Origin of the sequence: Vannielia sp. (assembly GCF_029212645.1) — a bacterium.
GTDB lineage: Bacteria > Pseudomonadota > Alphaproteobacteria > Rhodobacterales > Rhodobacteraceae > Vannielia.
In genome coordinates this window covers 1-15,190 of record NZ_JARGND010000056.1, presented here as the reverse complement: position 1 = coordinate 15,190, position 15,190 = coordinate 1, and the positions used below count along the sequence as shown (strand labels likewise).

Genomic DNA, 15,190 nt, shown 5'->3' with positions numbered 1-15,190 from the left:
TGAACCCCGAAACAGACCGCGCCATGGTCTGCGGCAACCTCGCCTTCAACCTCGAAATCAAAGACATGCTCGAAGATTATGGGCTGGTCGAAGGCGCCAATTCCAAGCCTGCGCAATATGTGGTGGAAAAGGCCTTCCTCGACTAAACCTTGCTGCGGGACCGGCACGCCCCTGTTGCCCAAATCGGGCAACGGTCAAGCCGCCCCTTTTCCCCGGCAGGCTAAAGCGACCTCGCGCTTTTAAGCGGCGGGATTGGTCGCAAACTGCGCGCCTGTGACCTGCTCAAAGAGCCTTCCGTTCGCGCAATCCCCCCCAAAACGGCCAGACAAGCGCCACTGGAAGGCCGCTTGGGGCTATTGGTCTTGAGCACGATGGTGCGGCCACCCTCACCAGACATGCCCGCCAAATCCAGCCCCCGCCCCACGCGGGCGTTATATGCGGGGCATGGCGTATTGCCCTTCACGTGCAGGAGAGATCGTCAGAGTTTGAGTGAATGGTGATCGCGGGCCAAAGTGCGTTCTTCCGCGCGTGACAAAAGCTGCAAAGCGGCCTGGGTATCGTGGCCCTCAGCTTTCGCACGTTTCCACAACCGCCGCGCAGAGGCGGGCGACCATGGCAGGGCGGCTTTTGCCAGCCACGCGCGCAGCGGCGCGGGCAAGGCGTCATAGCTGCGCATCGGATCATGGGGCCGCCGCTTGCGGGGCAAGCTTGTTGCACCAAGATTGCGGCCCATCAGGCGTCCTCCGGGTCTGCCACGGGATCAAGCACCAGCACCAGACGGGTCGTACCGCTGCCCTCGATCGGGGGCGAACGATGCCGCAACCCAGAGGCAGGCTGCTCCGGCGCAAGTGTGCCGCGCAACAGGATCGGCGCCCCGGTCGGAACGGTAAAGATGCGCTCGGGATCACCGCCATCGGCAGAGATGCCGTATTGCGTGCCAATGCCGCGATAGGTGCAAACAAGCCGGGCGGTGATCGCATCAACATGAAACTTGCGGCACGCATTGGTTTTAACCGCATCAAGGCGCAGGCGCAGGTAATCGGTGCGCATGAGCTCGGCGAAGGTCTCCGACAGCGTCACAATATCCCCGATCAGATGCGCCCGTGCGGCGCCGGCGGGCGTTTTAGCAAGCTCGCAGATTTCGGCCACAGCTGGCCGCACCTGGCTGCGATGCACCACCACCCGACTGTTGGGCAAAAGCTCTGGTGCCAACGCATCAAGCCACCCCTGAAAGGCGGGCACCGCTTGCCTGTGCCAAATGGCAGCTGGGCAAGCGGGCTCAAGCAACTGTGCCAGATCTTCCGGCCTGCCAACACGCGCGACCACATCGCCTATGGGGCGAACGGCGGAATGCAGGGTCATGCGGCCTCCTCGGCACGCCGCCACGCGGGGAACGGATCGTCGTAAACGGGCAGATCGCCGGGGCCTGTCGCCGCACTCTCAGGAACAAGGCAGGCATCAAGCCGGGCGCTGAGCGCAGGCCAGTCAATGCCCGCGCCGATGAACACAAGCTCCTGGCGCCGGTCCCCCCAAGGCTCTTGCCAGTGGGCCTGCATATAGGCGCGCGCGCTTTCATGGTCGGGCCAGCGGTCTGTGGGCACCGACGCCCACCATGTGCCCAGCGGCGTGACGCTGGAAAGCGCACCGGCGAGCGAAAATTCGGCCACCCATCCGGGCCGTGTGGCAATCCAGAAATGCCCCTTTGCCCGGATCACGCCGGGCATCGGGCCGTTCAGCGCCTCCATGATCTTTTCGGGGATGAAGGGACGCCGCGCGCGATAAACAAACGACGCCACGCCGTATTCCTCGGTTTCGGGCACATGGTCCGCAAAGCCATAAAGCTCCTTGGCCCACATCGGGTGCTCATGCGCTTTCTCAAAATCAAACAGCCCGGTGTCGAGGATGCTATCGGCTGGTACGTCCGAGTGATCTGTCTCGATGATCTTCGCGTCCGCGTTCAGGCTGCGGATGATCTTGCGAGCGGCATCCACACGCTTTGGGCCTGCATCCGTGACCTTGTTCAACACCACCACATCGGCAAATTCGATCTGGTCGGTCAGCAGATGCACAAGCGTGCGGTCATCTTCTTCGCCAAGGGTCTCGCCGCGGTCCCTCAGGAAATCATGGCTGGAATAATCGTTGAGCAGGTTCGCGGCATCCACCACCGTCACCATCGTATCCAGCCGGGACACATCCGAAAGGCTCTCGCCCGCCTCATCGCGAAAGTCGAAGGTGGCGGCAACCGGCAGCGGCTCAGAAATCCCGGTCGATTCGATCAGCAGGTAATCAAACCGCCCCTCCCCCGCGAGGCGGCGCACCTCTTCCAGCAGATCATCGCGCAGGGTGCAGCAAATGCAGCCGTTTGACATCTCGACCAGGGTTTCATCGGTCCGGCTAAGTTCGGTGTCTGCGCGCACAAGATCGCCGTCGATGTTCACCTCAGACATATCGTTCACGATCACTGCAACACGGCGGCCCTCGCGGTTGTTGAGCACCCGGTTGAGCAGGGTCGTTTTCCCGGCCCCCAGGAACCCGGAAAGAACCGTGACGGGAAGGCGTTCGTCTGACATAGGTCACTCCAAAGATGATATACAGATCACGTAACCTACAAAGTTACTAGACTAATGCAACTGCAAAAGTTACGTGTTGACCGCCACGTGGAGTAAAGCTGTAAATGAAGCGCAACTCTCGCCTGTCCCTTGCCCTGCACACGCTCAGCCACATGGCCGGAGCGCCCGACCGCATGCGCACCTCTGCCGATATTGCCGATCACGCAGGCACCAACCCTGTCGTCGTGCGCCGCGTCTTGGGAAAGCTGCGAGAGGCGGGGCTATTGACCTCAGAAAAGGGCCATTCAGGTGGCTGGCGTTTGGCCCGCGCCCCACAGGAGATCACCCTCGCCGATGTTTATCTTGCGCTTGATGAGCGGCTGGTTGCGACAGATGAATCCCGTGAACCGGCCACCTGTTCCGTGGAACATGCGCTGCAAACCCGCGTCTCCACGGTCCTTGACGAAGTGGAACGGAGCCTTGTCGACAAGCTCGGGGAAACATCAATCTCCGAAGTGCGAGGCGTATAGGGAAGCGGCGTAGAGAATTTGAGTTCAGGTTCGAAAAGGTGCTTCTTCACCGGCCCCACACCAACCCACTCGCACCCAAGAGGGGCTGGTGCCCCCCTGTGCCGTAGCCCCCTGATCCCGGACAATCATGCTCCGCCCGCGTTCAAAAGCAGGCTTTCCGCTCCGGCACCACCGCCCTCACCCAAACCGGCACAGGTGCGCCCGAATGGCCACCGCCAGCCCCTTTTCACCAGGGATGATCGAGCGGTTCCGCCGCAGCCTTCAACAATCCGCCATCAGCGCTTCGCGGGGTGACAAACCCTTGCGGCTCTGGGATAAAGGGCGCAACAAAAGACGGCAAGACAACGGGCGGGCAGGCAGCCATGAACAACAAGCTCCATTTCCGGGTAGTGAAAGCGGCCACTCTGGCGTTGGCTTTGCTGGGCCTCGCGCCCGCTGGCATGGCCCCCGGCACGGCCACGGCACAGGTCTCTTCGGCCGAGTTGTTCCAGCCGGTCGTCACGATCAACGGCAAGGTCGTCACCAACTACGAGCTGCAACAGCGCATTCTCATGATGCGGGTGTTCCGCACGCCCGGCAACGTCGAAGACGACGCGCTGGACGCCCTTGTAGATGACCGCCTGCGCGCCATCGCCGCGCAACGGATGGACATTGCCCTCACCGAGGAACAGATCGAAACCGGAGAAACCGAGTTTGCCGGCCGCGCCAACCTTGACCGTGAAGGGCTGATCAAGGCGCTCGCCGGGGCTGGTGTGTCGCGCGAAACCTTCCGTGATTTCGTCTCCGCTGGCCTGCTCTGGCGCGAAGTGGTACGCCAGCGATTTGCTGGCCGCGTGCAGATCAGCGATGATGAGGTGGATCGCGCCCTCGCCCTCACCTCCCGCACCGGCGGCGCCTCGGCGCTGTTCTCCGAGATCATCATCCCCGCCGATAACCCCGCCCGCGCCGCTCAGGCTCAGCGGATCGTGGCGGATATCGTGGCCAATGTGCGGACCGAAACGGCGTTTTCCAGTTATGCGCGCCGCTACTCCGCCTCGCCCTCCAAGCGCACCGGTGGCCGCCTGCCCGAGCCTGTGCCGCTCGGCAACCTGCCCGGCCCCATCGCCCAATCGCTGCTCACCCTGCCCCCCGGCGGCGTAACCCCGCCCTTCCCGATCCCCAACGCCATCGCCATTTTCCAGCTGCGCCGCCTTATCGAAACCGATTCCCCGGTGGTCGAGGCCGTAGAGGTCGAATACGCCCAGTTCCTCATCCCCGGCGGACAGAGCGAAGAGGCGCTGCGCGAGGCGGGCAAAGTGAAAGCCCGCGTCGATAGCTGCAATGATCTCTACAAGGTGGCGCAAGGCCTCCCCGAAGAGCGCCTTGTGCGAGAGACCAAAACCACCGATGCGCTGCCGCAGGATATCGCCCTCGCCCTCGCCCGCCTTGATGCCGATGAAAGCACCACCCTGGTGCGCGGCAATGCGCTGGTGTTCCTCATGCTGTGCAACCGCACCGTGGCGATTGGCGATGAAGAGGTTAACCGCTCCGGCATCCGCGACCGCCTGGTCAACCAGCGCATCGCGGGCTACGCCAATAGCTACCTCGCCGAGCTGAAGGCCGATGCAATCATCACCTATCCTTGATCTGGCCCCTAAACGGGCCACCACGCGGCCCGAACCGCAAGGCACGCCCCATGGCTGAAATCATCGCCCTCTCTTGCGGCGAGCCCGCCGGCATTGGCCCCGAACTCGCCGCCAAGGCCTGGACAAACCTGCGCCACGAGCTCTGCTTTGCCTATATCGGCAGCCCAAAGCACCTGCCACCCGGCCTGCCCACCCGCGTCATCCCCACCCTTGCCGGTGCCCCCGCCGTGATGCCCCACGCCCTGCCGGTGATCGAAGTCACCTTCCCCGGCAACAGCCGCCCCGGTGCGCCTGATCCCGCCGATGCCCCCAGCGTCATCGCCGCGATTGAGCACGCCGTTGCCCTCACCCAGGCGGGCGAGGCCATGGCCCTCACCACCGCCCCGATCCACAAACAGGCGCTGATTGATGGCGCAGGCTTTGCCTACCCCGGCCATACCGAATTTCTCGCCGCCCTCTCGGGTGATCCATCGGCGCGCGCCGTCATGCTGCTGGCCTCCGATGCGCTGCGCGTGGTGCCCGCCACCATCCACATCCCTCTGGCCGAGGTCGCCAGCGCCCTCACCCCCGCGCTGCTCGAAGAAACCATCCGCATCACCGCCACCGCGATGACCCAGGATTTTGGCCTAACCGCACCGCGCATCGCTCTGGCAGGCCTCAACCCCCACGCCGGCGAAGGCGGCAAGATCGGCACCGATGAGCAGGATTGGATCGAAGCCCTAGCCGAAAAGCTGCGCGCCGAGGGCCTCGCCCTCACCGGCCCGCTGCCCGCCGATACCATGTTCCACGCCGCCGCCCGCGCGCGCTACGATGTGGCCGTGGCCATGTATCACGATCAGGCCCTGATCCCCGCCAAAACGCTGGCCTTTGACCGCGCCGTCAACGTCACCCTCGGCCTGCCCTTCATCCGCACCTCGCCCGACCACGGCACCGCTTTCGATATCGCAGGCAAAGGCATCGCCACGCCCAGATCGCTGATCGAAGCCCTGCGCATGGCCCGTGACATGGCCCGCCAAAGGAGCGCCCATGGCCCAGATTGATGGCCTCCCCCCCCTGCGCGAGGTGATCACCACCCACGGCCTCGCCGCCAAAAAATCCCTCGGGCAAAACTTCCTGCTCGATCTCAACCTCACCGCCCGGATCGCCCGCATCCCCGGCGATCTCTCCGGCGCTGATGTGCTGGAGGTCGGCCCCGGCCCCGGCGGCCTCACCCGTGGCCTTCTGGCCAACGGCGCCCGCCGCGTGCTGGCCATCGAAAAAGACGCCCGCTGCCTCCCCGCCCTGGCCGAAATCGCCGCCGCCTACCCCGGCAAGCTGGAGGTGATCGAAGGGGACGCGCTCGAAATCAACGCGCTGGCGCATCTCTCCAGCCCCATCCACGTCGTCGCCAACCTGCCCTATAACGTCGGCACAGAGCTGCTGATCCGCTGGCTCACCCCCGCGTCCTGGCCGCCCTTCTGGCAAAGCCTCACCCTGATGTTCCAAAAGGAAGTCGCCGAGCGCATCACCGCCGAACCGGGCAGCAAGGCCTATGGCCGCCTCGCCGTGCTCGCCCAGTGGAAATGCGAGGCCCATATCGCCCTGCGCCTCCCGCCCGAGGCCTTCACCCCGCCGCCCAAGGTCAGCTCCGCCGTGGTCCACCTGAAGCCCCGCCCCGCGCCGCTTTTCCAGGCCCCCGAGGCGCTGCTCACACAGGTGGTGGCACAGGCCTTCAACCAACGCCGCAAGATGCTGCGCGCCTCGCTCAAAGGCATGCACCCCGAGATCGAAACCCTGCTCACCGAGGCCGGCATCGCCCCCACACGCCGCGCCGAAACCCTCTCGATCGAAGAGTTCGCCACCCTCACCCGCACCATCGCCGCCGCGCGCCAACCTTAAGCGGGATGGCGGGTGGGGCGATGCGGGCGCAGCCCCGCGAGCGTCACCCGACACACCATAAACCTACATGATTACAATGGCTTGAAATTTTCCGCGACAGATCGCGCCACCCCAGGCGTATCACAACGGCAAACCAACAACGAGGAGGCACCCGATGCAGACCCTAATGAAACGATGCGCAACCGTCCTGGTTCTGGCCACAGCCGCCATGTCCACCACCGCCATCCCCGCCATGGCCGAGCGCGTGGTCGTCAAGAAACACGGCGCTCATGGCCAGGACGTCAAAGTCAAAGAAGTGAAAAAGGCCAAAGCCCACCAAGTGAAAAAGACCCAAGCCCACCGCCACAAAAAAAGGGTCGGCCAGCACTTCAGCAAAAAAGAGGTCACCGTCATCAAGAACTGGCGCTCGCGCGGCCTCCCCAATCCCCCGCGAAATCAGGTTTACGTGGTGAATAACGGCGATCTCTACCTCGCCACCGCCGCATCGCTTCTGATCCGGGCGCTGATCGACTAAACCACCCTCTCCCATGGGCGACAGGCGAACAGGCCGCTGCGCTCCCCCACGCTCTCGCCCCCCGGCGAGAGCGTTTTGCTTTCCACCACCCGCCACGCCCGAGCACCGCACATTAAAAAGGCGCCAGCCTCACGGCCCGCGCCTCCTCTCATCTTTGCCAAAGCCCGGCCTCACTCGGCGGCTTTGGACTCCTCGCTCGGCGCGGCAACTTCCGCTGCGGGCTTGCGCACCCGCTTGCGGCGCGGCTTCACCGGCTTGCTTTCGGGGGTTTCAACCAGCCCGGTATCGGCCTCATCGCCCAGCACGTCCATCACATCAGAGGCTGGCTCGGCAGCCGGTTGCGGCTGTGGCTCGGCTGCGGGTTGCGGCTCTGCTTGCGGCTGAGGCTGTTGGGGCGCGTCGTTGCGTTCCTTGCTGCCCTGCGCGCTATCACCACCCTGTTCACCATCACCACCGCCCTGCTGGCCCTTGGGCTGCTGCTGGCGATCTTGCTGGTTGTTCTGCTGGCGGTCTTGCTGCCGGTCTTGCTGATTGTTGTTCTGCTGCCGGTCTTGCTGGTTATTCTGTTGGTTGTTGTTGTTCTGCTGTTGGCGGGCATCCTGCTCGCGCTGCGCCTCGGCCAACATGCGAATGTAATGCTCGGCGTGCTGCTGAAAGTTCTCTGCCGCCACCCGATCATTGCTCAACTGCGCGTCGCGAAACAGCTGTTGGTATTTGTCGATGATCTGCTGAGGGGTGCCGCGCACCTTTCCCTCAGGCCCCGAGCTATCAAAAACACGGTTGACGATATTGCCCATCGAGCGCGAGCGGTTCCCTTTGGAACGCGAACGTGACTTGGAAGATCTCATGTAACTCTGGTTCCGCCTTGTTGCGGTTTCGCGCGACCTGCCGCGTGTTCCACGGTCTCGAAAATTAAGATCGGTCGCATTTGGGTGACAGTTTTGAGGGCGTGCCCCAGCACAGCGCCTCTTCGGTAGGCTTATATGGCCCCTCTCCCCCGTGACAAGTGAAAAAGCGGTGATTCCGGGCAATTTTCATCAAAAACCTGTGGCTTGTCGCGAAAAAGCGCCTAAGCCCGGCCCAATACCACCCTGTCGCGGCCATCAAAATCGGGGCGGATTTCCACATCGCCAAGCCCCGCCCCCTCTACCAGCGCACGCACGGCCGCCCCTTGAGTTGGCCCGATTTCCAGCAACAACCGCCCGCCGGGAGCCAAATGCGCGCCCACCCCTGCGGTGATGCGCCGATAGGCCTCCAGCCCGTCGCCTTCATCGGTCAGCGCAAGGCGGGGCTCATGTGCAAGCTCTGCCGCCAGCCCGTCCATCTCGTCGAGCGCGATATAAGGCGGGTTGGCGACGATCAGATCAAACCGCCCTTCCACGGCCTCAAACCAGTCCGAGCGGCACATCTCCACCCGATCCATCACCGCCAATGCGGCCGCATTCTGCGCCGCCAGCGCCAGCGCCTCTTCTGAAATATCCGCCCCAACGCCCCGTGCCGATCCGCGTTCTGCCAGCCATGTCAGCAAGATACAGCCGGACCCTCATCCAAGGTCCAGCTCCCGTTCGAACGGCGCCTCAAGCGCCGCCGCGATCAGCCCTTCGGTTTCAGGGCGAGGATCAAGCGCCCTTGCGTCCACCGCAAAACGCCGCCCCCAAAACGCGCGATAGCCCACCAAATGGCTCATCGGCTCACCGCGCCGCCGCCGCTGCGCCAGCGCCTCGCCACGGCGCAGCGCGCCCTCGCTCAGGGGGTCTTCAAGGTGCAGCACCAGCCGGTCCGGCGCGACCTCAAGCACATGCGCCAGCAGCAGCCGCGCCTCTCGCGCCGGTTGCTCCAGCCCCGCGTCTTTCAAAAGGGTCGTCAAGTGCCGCAATCCACCGCTGACGGTTGTCACGCACCCATCTCCGCCAGCTTGCGGGATTGCTCATCCGCTGTCAGCGCGTCAATCAACTCGGCCAGATCGCCTTGCATCACCTTGTCGAGCGAATAAAGCGTCAGATTGATGCGATGGTCCGTCACCCGGCCCTGCGGGAAATTGTAGGTGCGGATGCGCTCGCTGCGATCCCCCGATCCCACCTGCGATTTACGCTCCGCGGAGCGCTCGCCATCCACCCGCTGCCGCTCCAGATCGTAAAGCCTTGTGCGCAACACCTGCATCGCGATCTCGCGGTTGCGGTGCTGCGATTTTTCCGCCGATGTCACCATCACGCCGGTGGGCAGGTGGGTGATGCGCACGGCACTGTCGGTGGTGTTCACATGCTGCCCGCCCGCACCGCTGGCGCGCATGGTATCAATCCGGATGTCACCGGCGGGAATATCAATATCCACCGCCTCGGCCTCCGGCAGCACCGCCACCGTGGCGGCACTGGTGTGGATGCGCCCGCCGCTCTCGGTTTCGGGCACCCGCTGCACGCGGTGCACGCCGCTCTCATACTTCAGCCGGGCAAAAACCCCGTCGCCCTTCACGTGCACAACCGCTTCCTTGACGCCGCCAAGCTCGGTTTCCTGAAGCTCGATCACCTCCCAGCCCCAGCCCTGCGTTTCGGCAAAGCGCTGATACATCCGCAGCAAATCCCCGGCAAAAAGCGAGGCCTCCTCGCCCCCGGTTCCCGGCCTGATCTCCATCATTGCGGGGCGGGCATCGGCGGCATCGCGCGGCAACAGCGCAATCTGCAAGCTGTCCTCGATCTGCGGTAACCGCTCTCGCAGGCCCGGAAGCTCTTCCTTGGCCAGCGGCGCCATCTCCGGGTCATCCAGCATCGCCTCGGCCTCGGCGATCTCGTCGCGCACCTGCCGCCAGGTGGTGATCTCGGCCACCACCGGCTTCAGCTCGGCATATTCGCGGGCAAGCTGGGCAATCTCCTCCCCCGACACGCCCTCATTCATCCGAGCTTCAAGATACTCGAACCGGGCGGAAATCTCGTTAAGGCGGTCTTCAGGGATCATCCGGGCGACCTGCCTGATCCCCGCGCTTTGGTCAAGAGCCCGCCCGTGCTATGATGTTCCATGATCCCGCACGCAGCCCTCACACTGGCCCTCCTGGCAACCCCCGCCCTCGCACAAAGCAAGCAAGGCGGCACCGGGCCGGATTGCTACTGCACCAACACCTCCGGCGGGCGCATCGAACTGGGCGAAAAAATTTGCCTCACCGTCAATGGCCGCGGCTTCACCGCGCAGTGCCAGATGTCGCTCAACGTGCCCATGTGGCGCGATATCGGCCAAGGCTGCCTCAGCTCGGCCCTGCCCAAAACCGCCGCCCCCTCAGGCTAACCCCGCGCCGCTCATTCGCCAATTCCGGCCCGCTCCAGCCAGCCGTCAACGCGCTTGGCGTTCACGCCCATGTCGCTCTTGCCGATCACCAGCCCTGAATGCAGGTGCAAGGCGCCATCGGCCTGCCAAAGCCGCACAATATCGGGAAAGCCCCATAGCGCCGAGCGCACCACCCAAGCGCCCTCGCCCTTCGGCCTGGCCCTCGGGGTGCGGGCAATTTCGGCCTCCAACCGCTCCCGCGCGCCCTCGGGCAGATTTGCCAGCGGGATTACCACCTTGTAATCGCCCTCGCCCCTGTGGCGCCCCGGCGCGTCCGGCCCCGGCTCCGCCACCATCCGCGCCTCTGGCAAGGGCGCCAGCCGCACCCAGGCTGCAAAGCCCGCAACGGCGCAGACCAAAATCACCAAAACCCACTTCATGTGCCAGCCTCACTCATTTTCTTGCTGAAAATATCCATGCTCCAACACCTCAATCTGTGACCGGCTGGGCGGTTTCAACCAACCGCGCAAAAAAGCTCGCCCCAATCGGCGCCACCTCGTCGTTAAAGTCGTACTTCGGGTGATGCAGCGAGGCGCGATCCTCCCCCGCCCCCAAAAACAAAAAGGCACCGGGCCGCGCTTCCAGCATGTAGGAAAAGTCCTCCGCGCCCATCCCCGGCACGCCGTCCCGCTCAACCCGCCCGGTGATCTGCTGCGCCACATCGGCGGCAAAGGCGGCCTCGCGCGGGGTGTTTATCGTCGCCGGGTATTCCTCGTGGTAGATCAACTCCGCCGCCACGCCAAAAGCCTCGGCCTGCCCGGCCACAATCTCTGCCAGGCGGCGGCGGGCCATGGTGCGCACCTCACCGTCGAACGAGCGCACCGTGCCGTTGATGTAAGCGGTGTCGGGGATCACGTTATCGGCGCTGCCCGCATGGATCTGGGTCACGCTCACCACAAGCTCATCCAGCGCATAATGATTCCGGCTCGCAATGGTGTTGATCGCGCTCACCATGCCCACGGCAGCCACAATCGGATCACGGGTGAGGTGGGGCAACGCCGCATGCCCGCCCTGCCCCTTGATGTTGATGTCAAAGCTGTCCACCGCCGCCAGGATCGCACCCGGCGTGGTGAGGAACTCTCCCTCCGCCATGCCCGGCGCGTTGTGGATGCCATAAACCTCGGTGATCCCGAAGCGATCCATAATCCCCTCATCCACCATCACCTTTCCACCCCCGCCATGCTCCTCGGCGGGCTGAAAGATCAGCGCCACCTCGCCCGCAAAATTGCGCGTTTCGGCAAGGTATTTCGCCGCCCCCAGCAGCATCGTGGTATGCCCGTCATGGCCGCAGGCATGCATCCTGCCCGCCACCTTGCTGGCATAGGCCGCGCCAGTCGCCTCCTCGATCGGCAGCGCATCCATATCTGCGCGCAGCCCCAGCCGCCGCTTGCTCTTGCCTTGCCCCCGGATCACCGCCACCAAGCCGGTCCTCGCAATACCCTCATGCACCTCGTCCACGCCAAATTCGCGCAACCGCTCGGCCACAAAAGCCGCCGTTTCGTGGCAGTCAAATTCCAACTCCGGATGCGCGTGCAAATGCTGGCGCCACGCCGCCATCTCTTCGGTTTGCGCGGCTATCCGGTTGACGATCGGCATCGGCTGGGGTTCCTTTCCTCGAACTGCCCAAAGCAAATCCCAAACGGAGCCCGCCCGCAATGGCCGACCCCACAGCCGCACTGATATTTGACCGTGACACCGGCGCCGAAGGCCAGATGCAGCGCCTCTTGGCGATCATGGCCTGCCTGCGTGACCCCGATAAGGGCTGCCCGTGGGACATTGAGCAAACCTATGCCACCATCGCCCCCTATACCATCGAAGAGGCCTATGAGGTTGCCGATGCGGTAGAGCGCGAAGCCTGGGGCGAGCTTGAGGGCGAGTTGGGCGATCTGCTGTTGCAAACCGTCTACTTCGCGCAGATGGGGGCCGAGGACGGCCGCTTTGATTTTGCCTCCATCGCGCGGGCCATTGCCGATAAAATGGTCAGCCGTCACCCGCATGTGTTTGGCCCCGAAAGCCGCGATAAATCCGCCGCGCAACAAACCCGCGACTGGGAGGTGCAAAAGGCCGCCGAACGCAAGGCCAAGGGCGAGCACCGCACCCTTGATGGCGTCGCCATGGGCCTGCCCGCCCTCAGCCGCGCCCTCAAGCTGCAAAACCGCGCCGCCCGCGTTGGGTTTGACTGGGACGATGTGAGCGCCGTGCTCGCCAAGGTGCAGGAAGAAGCCGCCGAGTTTGCCGAGGCCGAGGGCAATGCCGACGCGATGGAGGATGAAATGGGCGACCTGCTCTTTGTCCTCACCAACCTCGCCCGCCACAAGGGGATTGATCCCGAAGCCGCCCTGCGCCGCACCAACGCCAAATTCACCCGCCGCTTCAACGCCATAGAAGACGCCCTCAAAGCTGAAGGCCGCACCCCCACCGAAGCCACCCTTGATGAGATGGACGCGCTCTGGACCCGGATCAAACAGGCCGAAAAACCCTAGAAGCTCCGGCGCAAGGGCCACAGGTGTCGGGGTCGGCCCAGACCTCGCGCGCATTTTATGCGGTCCGCTACAGGCGGCTCCGCAATAATATCCGACTAAAGCAATCAGGTATTGACCCGACCAAAAGACTCAGATTTAACCCCCGGCAACAACAACCGGAGGTCTTATGTTTAAACCCACCACACTCGCCCTCGCCGCCACCTGTATCGCCGCCCCCGCGCTGGCGCAGGAGGTCAATGTTTACTCCTACCGCCAGCCCGAGCTGATCGCCCCGCTGACCGAGGCGTTCACTGCTGAAACCGGCATCAAGGTCAACGTCGCCTTCCTCAACAAGGGCATGGTTGAGCGGCTCAAGGCCGAGGGCAAACGCTCGCCCGCCGATGTGGTGCTCACCGTCGATATCTCGCGCCTCGCCGAGGTGGTGAATGCCGGTGTGACCCAGCCGGTCAAAAGCGATGCGCTTTCGGCGAATGTCCCCGCCGCCTACCACGACCCCGATGGCCAGTGGTGGGGCGTCACCACCCGTGCGCGGGTTGTTTACGCCTCCCGCGAGAACGTGGCCGATGGCGAAGTGACCACCTATGAAGACCTCGCCGATCCCAAGTGGAAGGGCCGCATCTGTACCCGCTCGGGCACCCACGCCTATAACGTCGCCCTCACCTCGGCGATGCTGCACCACCACGGCGAAGACTACACCCGCACCTGGCTTGAAGGGCTGAAGGCCAATCTGGCGCGCAAACCGCAGGGCAATGACCGTGCTCAGGTCAAGGCGATCTACGCGGGCGAATGTGATATCTCGCTGGGCAACACCTATTACATGGGCGCCATGCTGGCCGACCCGGAGCAAAAGCCATGGGCCGATAGCGTGCGCATCGTCTTCCCCACCTTTGAAGAGGGCGGCACCCATGTAAACATCTCCGGCACCGCCATGACAGCCGCCGCGCCCAACGCCGAGAACGCCCTGAAATTCATGGAGTTTCTGGCCTCCCCGGAAGCACAGGAAATCTACGCCGAGATCAACAATGAATACCCCGTCGCCCCCGGCTCCTCGCCCTCGGACCTGGTGCAAGGCTGGGGAGAGTTCACCGCCGATGATGTGAACCTGATGGATCTGGCCAAACTGCGCCCCGCCGCGCTGCGCCTGATCGAAGAGGTCGATTACGACGGTTGAACCCGCCCATATCCCAGTGAAAGGGGGCCGCGCCATGGCTATATGGCGCGGCCCCTGTTTGTGTGTGACCTGCCTCTACGGCCTGCCCCCTATCCCGCGCATTTGCCGTCACGGCGTGCCTGACCGATGCCGCGCCGCCCGTGGGGGGCAGCCTGCCACACCGCGCTACCCGTGAGGGGGCATTCCCCATACCGCGCCATCCATGGGGGGCCAGCCCCCCACACCGCGTCATCCATGGGGGGCCAGCCCCCCACACCGCGTCATCCGTGGGGGGCCAGCCCCCCACACCCCCCGGGATATTTCCGGAGCATTGAGAGGCAAATTGACCGTGGTCAATTATGTTTCGGGGCGGCGTGCGGTGGGGTTACTTAACCATGGCACCCGAAAGCCGATGTGCATCACTTGTGTATCGGATGTGCATGGGGTGTGGCTGTGATCTTTTTGCGGTTAACGCGAAAAAAGCGCCATAGAACAAGGCAAAGAAAAAGGGGGAGCCGAAGCTCCCCCGTGAGTTTCGCCGTTCAGGCTCATTCTGTGTACCGCCCGGTTTCTGCCTGCGGCCTGAACGTCGTCAGGAGAGAGCGCACCCTCTCCGGAAAGGTGCAGGGTTGGCCCGGAGCTGATCCCGGTCGTCCCCCTGCTTCCCCGCGCCACCTCCAGAGGTGGGTGACGCGTGGAATTTCGTTAGCTACAGCCGCTCGTTGACCCGCAGGTGTTGCACTTCATGCAGGTGCCGTTGCGCACCAGCGTGTAGTTGCCGCATTCGCCGCAAGGATCGCCCTCGTAGCCCTGCATTTTTGCCTTGGTGCGCAGGTCCATGCCCACCGCGCCGCTGGCCAGCGCCGTATCTGCCTTGATCTCGGGGACCAGGGTTTGCAGGGCGGTTTCGGCATCAAGCGAGGCGTCCAGCGCCACCGCGCTAGCCATGCCGCCTTGCAGCACCACCAGATCGGTGGGCAGGCGTTTGCGCAGGTAGCCCGAGGAGCTGATTTGCTTGAGCACTTCCAATGACTTGGAGGCGGCGCTTTCGCTCAACTCCTTGACGTTGGCCACGCCTTCCTCTTCGCCGCGACCGAGGTCATCAAACGAAGCGCCCTGGGGCTTTACATGGGCCAGATCGGTGCGATC

At 64.0% G+C, this 15,190-nt stretch carries 15 protein-coding genes and 3 pseudogenes; 9 read left to right on the top strand and 9 right to left on the bottom strand.

Annotated features, from left to right (window positions below):
* Positions 1-146, top strand: a pseudogene (locus P1U55_RS14110) (ferredoxin--NADP reductase); the annotation flags it as partial.
* Positions 147-478: 332 nt separating this feature from the next.
* On the opposite strand, the gene P1U55_RS14105 reads toward P1U55_RS14110, so the two are convergent.
* From P1U55_RS14105 to P1U55_RS14095, 3 genes are read right to left on the bottom strand one after another with little or no spacing between them, the layout of a single operon-like run.
* A complete protein-coding gene (locus P1U55_RS14105) occupies positions 479-733 on the bottom strand; it encodes a DUF6525 family protein (protein WP_301048261.1) in 255 nt (84 codons plus the stop codon).
* Complete coding sequence (locus tag P1U55_RS14100; protein ID WP_301048260.1) at positions 733-1,362, bottom strand: DUF1826 domain-containing protein; 630 nt, start codon at positions 1,360-1,362, stop codon at positions 733-735. Before P1U55_RS14100 ends, P1U55_RS14105 begins: the two co-directional genes overlap by 1 nt.
* Positions 1,359-2,570 (bottom strand): GTP-binding protein, encoded by a 1,212-nt coding sequence (locus P1U55_RS14095; protein ID WP_301048259.1) that lies wholly within the window; start codon positions 2,568-2,570, stop codon positions 1,359-1,361. Before P1U55_RS14095 ends, P1U55_RS14100 begins: the two co-directional genes overlap by 4 nt.
* A gap of 104 nt (positions 2,571-2,674) precedes the next feature.
* Between P1U55_RS14095 and P1U55_RS14090 the strand changes: the two genes are divergently transcribed.
* The 5 genes from P1U55_RS14090 (at position 2,675) to P1U55_RS14070 (ending at position 7,096) form a co-directional block, all read left to right on the top strand.
* Positions 2,675-3,079, top strand: a complete 405-nt coding sequence (locus P1U55_RS14090) for an Rrf2 family transcriptional regulator (protein WP_301048258.1) — start codon at positions 2,675-2,677, stop codon at positions 3,077-3,079.
* A gap of 362 nt (positions 3,080-3,441) precedes the next feature.
* Entirely contained in the window at positions 3,442-4,704 is a 1,263-nt protein-coding gene (locus tag P1U55_RS14085) for a peptidylprolyl isomerase (protein WP_301048257.1), read from the top strand.
* 50 nt (positions 4,705-4,754) lie between these two features.
* Positions 4,755-5,744: a 4-hydroxythreonine-4-phosphate dehydrogenase PdxA gene (pdxA, locus tag P1U55_RS14080; RefSeq protein WP_301048256.1), complete on the top strand. Its 990-nt coding sequence runs from the start codon at positions 4,755-4,757 to the stop codon at positions 5,742-5,744.
* The gene (gene rsmA / locus P1U55_RS14075; RefSeq protein WP_301048255.1) at positions 5,731-6,582 is read left to right on the top strand and encodes a 16S rRNA (adenine(1518)-N(6)/adenine(1519)-N(6))-dimethyltransferase RsmA; all 852 of its coding nucleotides are present in this window, start codon (positions 5,731-5,733) and stop codon (positions 6,580-6,582) included. The genes pdxA and rsmA overlap by 14 nt, the downstream gene beginning before the upstream one ends.
* A gap of 208 nt (positions 6,583-6,790) precedes the next feature.
* Positions 6,791-7,096, top strand: coding sequence for an RcnB family protein (locus P1U55_RS14070; RefSeq protein ID WP_301048254.1), 306 nt, complete (start codon positions 6,791-6,793; stop codon positions 7,094-7,096).
* A 170-nt stretch (positions 7,097-7,266) separates the two neighbouring features.
* Here the strand turns inward: P1U55_RS14070 and P1U55_RS14065 are convergent, their stop codons facing one another.
* The 3 genes and pseudogenes from P1U55_RS14065 to prfA all read right to left on the bottom strand — a co-directional run bounded on the left by P1U55_RS14065 (position 7,267) and on the right by prfA (position 10,045).
* Entirely contained in the window at positions 7,267-7,944 is a 678-nt protein-coding gene (locus P1U55_RS14065; RefSeq protein ID WP_301048253.1) for a DUF4167 domain-containing protein, read from the bottom strand.
* Between the two features lie 221 nt (positions 7,945-8,165).
* Positions 8,166-8,972, bottom strand: a pseudogene (gene prmC, locus P1U55_RS14060) (peptide chain release factor N(5)-glutamine methyltransferase).
* Between the two features lie 17 nt (positions 8,973-8,989).
* Entirely contained in the window at positions 8,990-10,045 is a 1,056-nt protein-coding gene (prfA, locus tag P1U55_RS14055; RefSeq protein ID WP_301048252.1) for a peptide chain release factor 1, read from the bottom strand.
* A 60-nt stretch (positions 10,046-10,105) separates the two neighbouring features.
* Between prfA and P1U55_RS14050 the strand changes: the two genes are divergently transcribed.
* Positions 10,106-10,369, top strand: coding sequence for a hypothetical protein (locus P1U55_RS14050; protein WP_301048251.1), 264 nt, complete (start codon positions 10,106-10,108; stop codon positions 10,367-10,369).
* An 11-nt stretch (positions 10,370-10,380) separates the two neighbouring features.
* Here the strand turns inward: P1U55_RS14050 and P1U55_RS14045 are convergent, their stop codons facing one another.
* Positions 10,381-10,788 carry a DUF1499 domain-containing protein gene (locus tag P1U55_RS14045; RefSeq protein ID WP_301048250.1) on the bottom strand — a complete coding sequence of 136 codons (408 nt, stop codon included), beginning with the start codon at positions 10,786-10,788 and terminating at the stop codon, positions 10,381-10,383.
* A gap of 49 nt (positions 10,789-10,837) precedes the next feature.
* Complete coding sequence (locus P1U55_RS14040) at positions 10,838-12,004, bottom strand: M20 aminoacylase family protein (protein WP_301048249.1); 1,167 nt, start codon at positions 12,002-12,004, stop codon at positions 10,838-10,840.
* Between the two features lie 59 nt (positions 12,005-12,063).
* On the opposite strand from P1U55_RS14040, the gene mazG reads away from it, so the two are divergent.
* Both mazG and P1U55_RS14030 read left to right on the top strand, forming a co-directional pair.
* Positions 12,064-12,891 (top strand): nucleoside triphosphate pyrophosphohydrolase, encoded by an 828-nt coding sequence (mazG, locus tag P1U55_RS14035; protein WP_301048248.1) that lies wholly within the window; start codon positions 12,064-12,066, stop codon positions 12,889-12,891.
* 166 nt (positions 12,892-13,057) lie between these two features.
* Positions 13,058-14,062 (top strand): Fe(3+) ABC transporter substrate-binding protein, encoded by a 1,005-nt coding sequence (locus P1U55_RS14030; RefSeq protein WP_301048246.1) that lies wholly within the window; start codon positions 13,058-13,060, stop codon positions 14,060-14,062.
* 684 nt (positions 14,063-14,746) lie between these two features.
* Here P1U55_RS14030 and P1U55_RS14025 read toward each other — a convergent pair.
* A pseudogene (locus tag P1U55_RS14025) lies at positions 14,747-15,190 on the bottom strand (vitamin B12-dependent ribonucleotide reductase); the annotation flags it as partial.

Coding starts and splice junctions, on each gene's coding strand:
- P1U55_RS14105 (WP_301048261.1), bottom strand. CDS start 733: ATGGGCCGCAATCTTGGTGCAACAAGCTTGCCCCGCAAGCGGCGGCCC.
- P1U55_RS14100 (WP_301048260.1), bottom strand. CDS start 1,362: ATGACCCTGCATTCCGCCGTTCGCCCCATAGGCGATGTGGTCGCGCGT.
- P1U55_RS14095 (WP_301048259.1), bottom strand. CDS start 2,570: ATGTCAGACGAACGCCTTCCCGTCACGGTTCTTTCCGGGTTCCTGGGG.
- P1U55_RS14090 (WP_301048258.1), top strand. CDS start 2,675: ATGAAGCGCAACTCTCGCCTGTCCCTTGCCCTGCACACGCTCAGCCAC.
- P1U55_RS14085 (WP_301048257.1), top strand. CDS start 3,442: ATGAACAACAAGCTCCATTTCCGGGTAGTGAAAGCGGCCACTCTGGCG.
- pdxA (WP_301048256.1), top strand. CDS start 4,755: ATGGCTGAAATCATCGCCCTCTCTTGCGGCGAGCCCGCCGGCATTGGC.
- rsmA (WP_301048255.1), top strand. CDS start 5,731: ATGGCCCAGATTGATGGCCTCCCCCCCCTGCGCGAGGTGATCACCACC.
- P1U55_RS14070 (WP_301048254.1), top strand. CDS start 6,791: ATGTCCACCACCGCCATCCCCGCCATGGCCGAGCGCGTGGTCGTCAAG.
- P1U55_RS14065 (WP_301048253.1), bottom strand. CDS start 7,944: ATGAGATCTTCCAAGTCACGTTCGCGTTCCAAAGGGAACCGCTCGCGC.
- prfA (WP_301048252.1), bottom strand. CDS start 10,045: ATGATCCCTGAAGACCGCCTTAACGAGATTTCCGCCCGGTTCGAGTAT.
- P1U55_RS14050 (WP_301048251.1), top strand. CDS start 10,106: ATGATCCCGCACGCAGCCCTCACACTGGCCCTCCTGGCAACCCCCGCC.
- P1U55_RS14045 (WP_301048250.1), bottom strand. CDS start 10,788: ATGAAGTGGGTTTTGGTGATTTTGGTCTGCGCCGTTGCGGGCTTTGCA.
- P1U55_RS14040 (WP_301048249.1), bottom strand. CDS start 12,004: ATGCCGATCGTCAACCGGATAGCCGCGCAAACCGAAGAGATGGCGGCG.
- mazG (WP_301048248.1), top strand. CDS start 12,064: ATGGCCGACCCCACAGCCGCACTGATATTTGACCGTGACACCGGCGCC.
- P1U55_RS14030 (WP_301048246.1), top strand. CDS start 13,058: ATGTTTAAACCCACCACACTCGCCCTCGCCGCCACCTGTATCGCCGCC.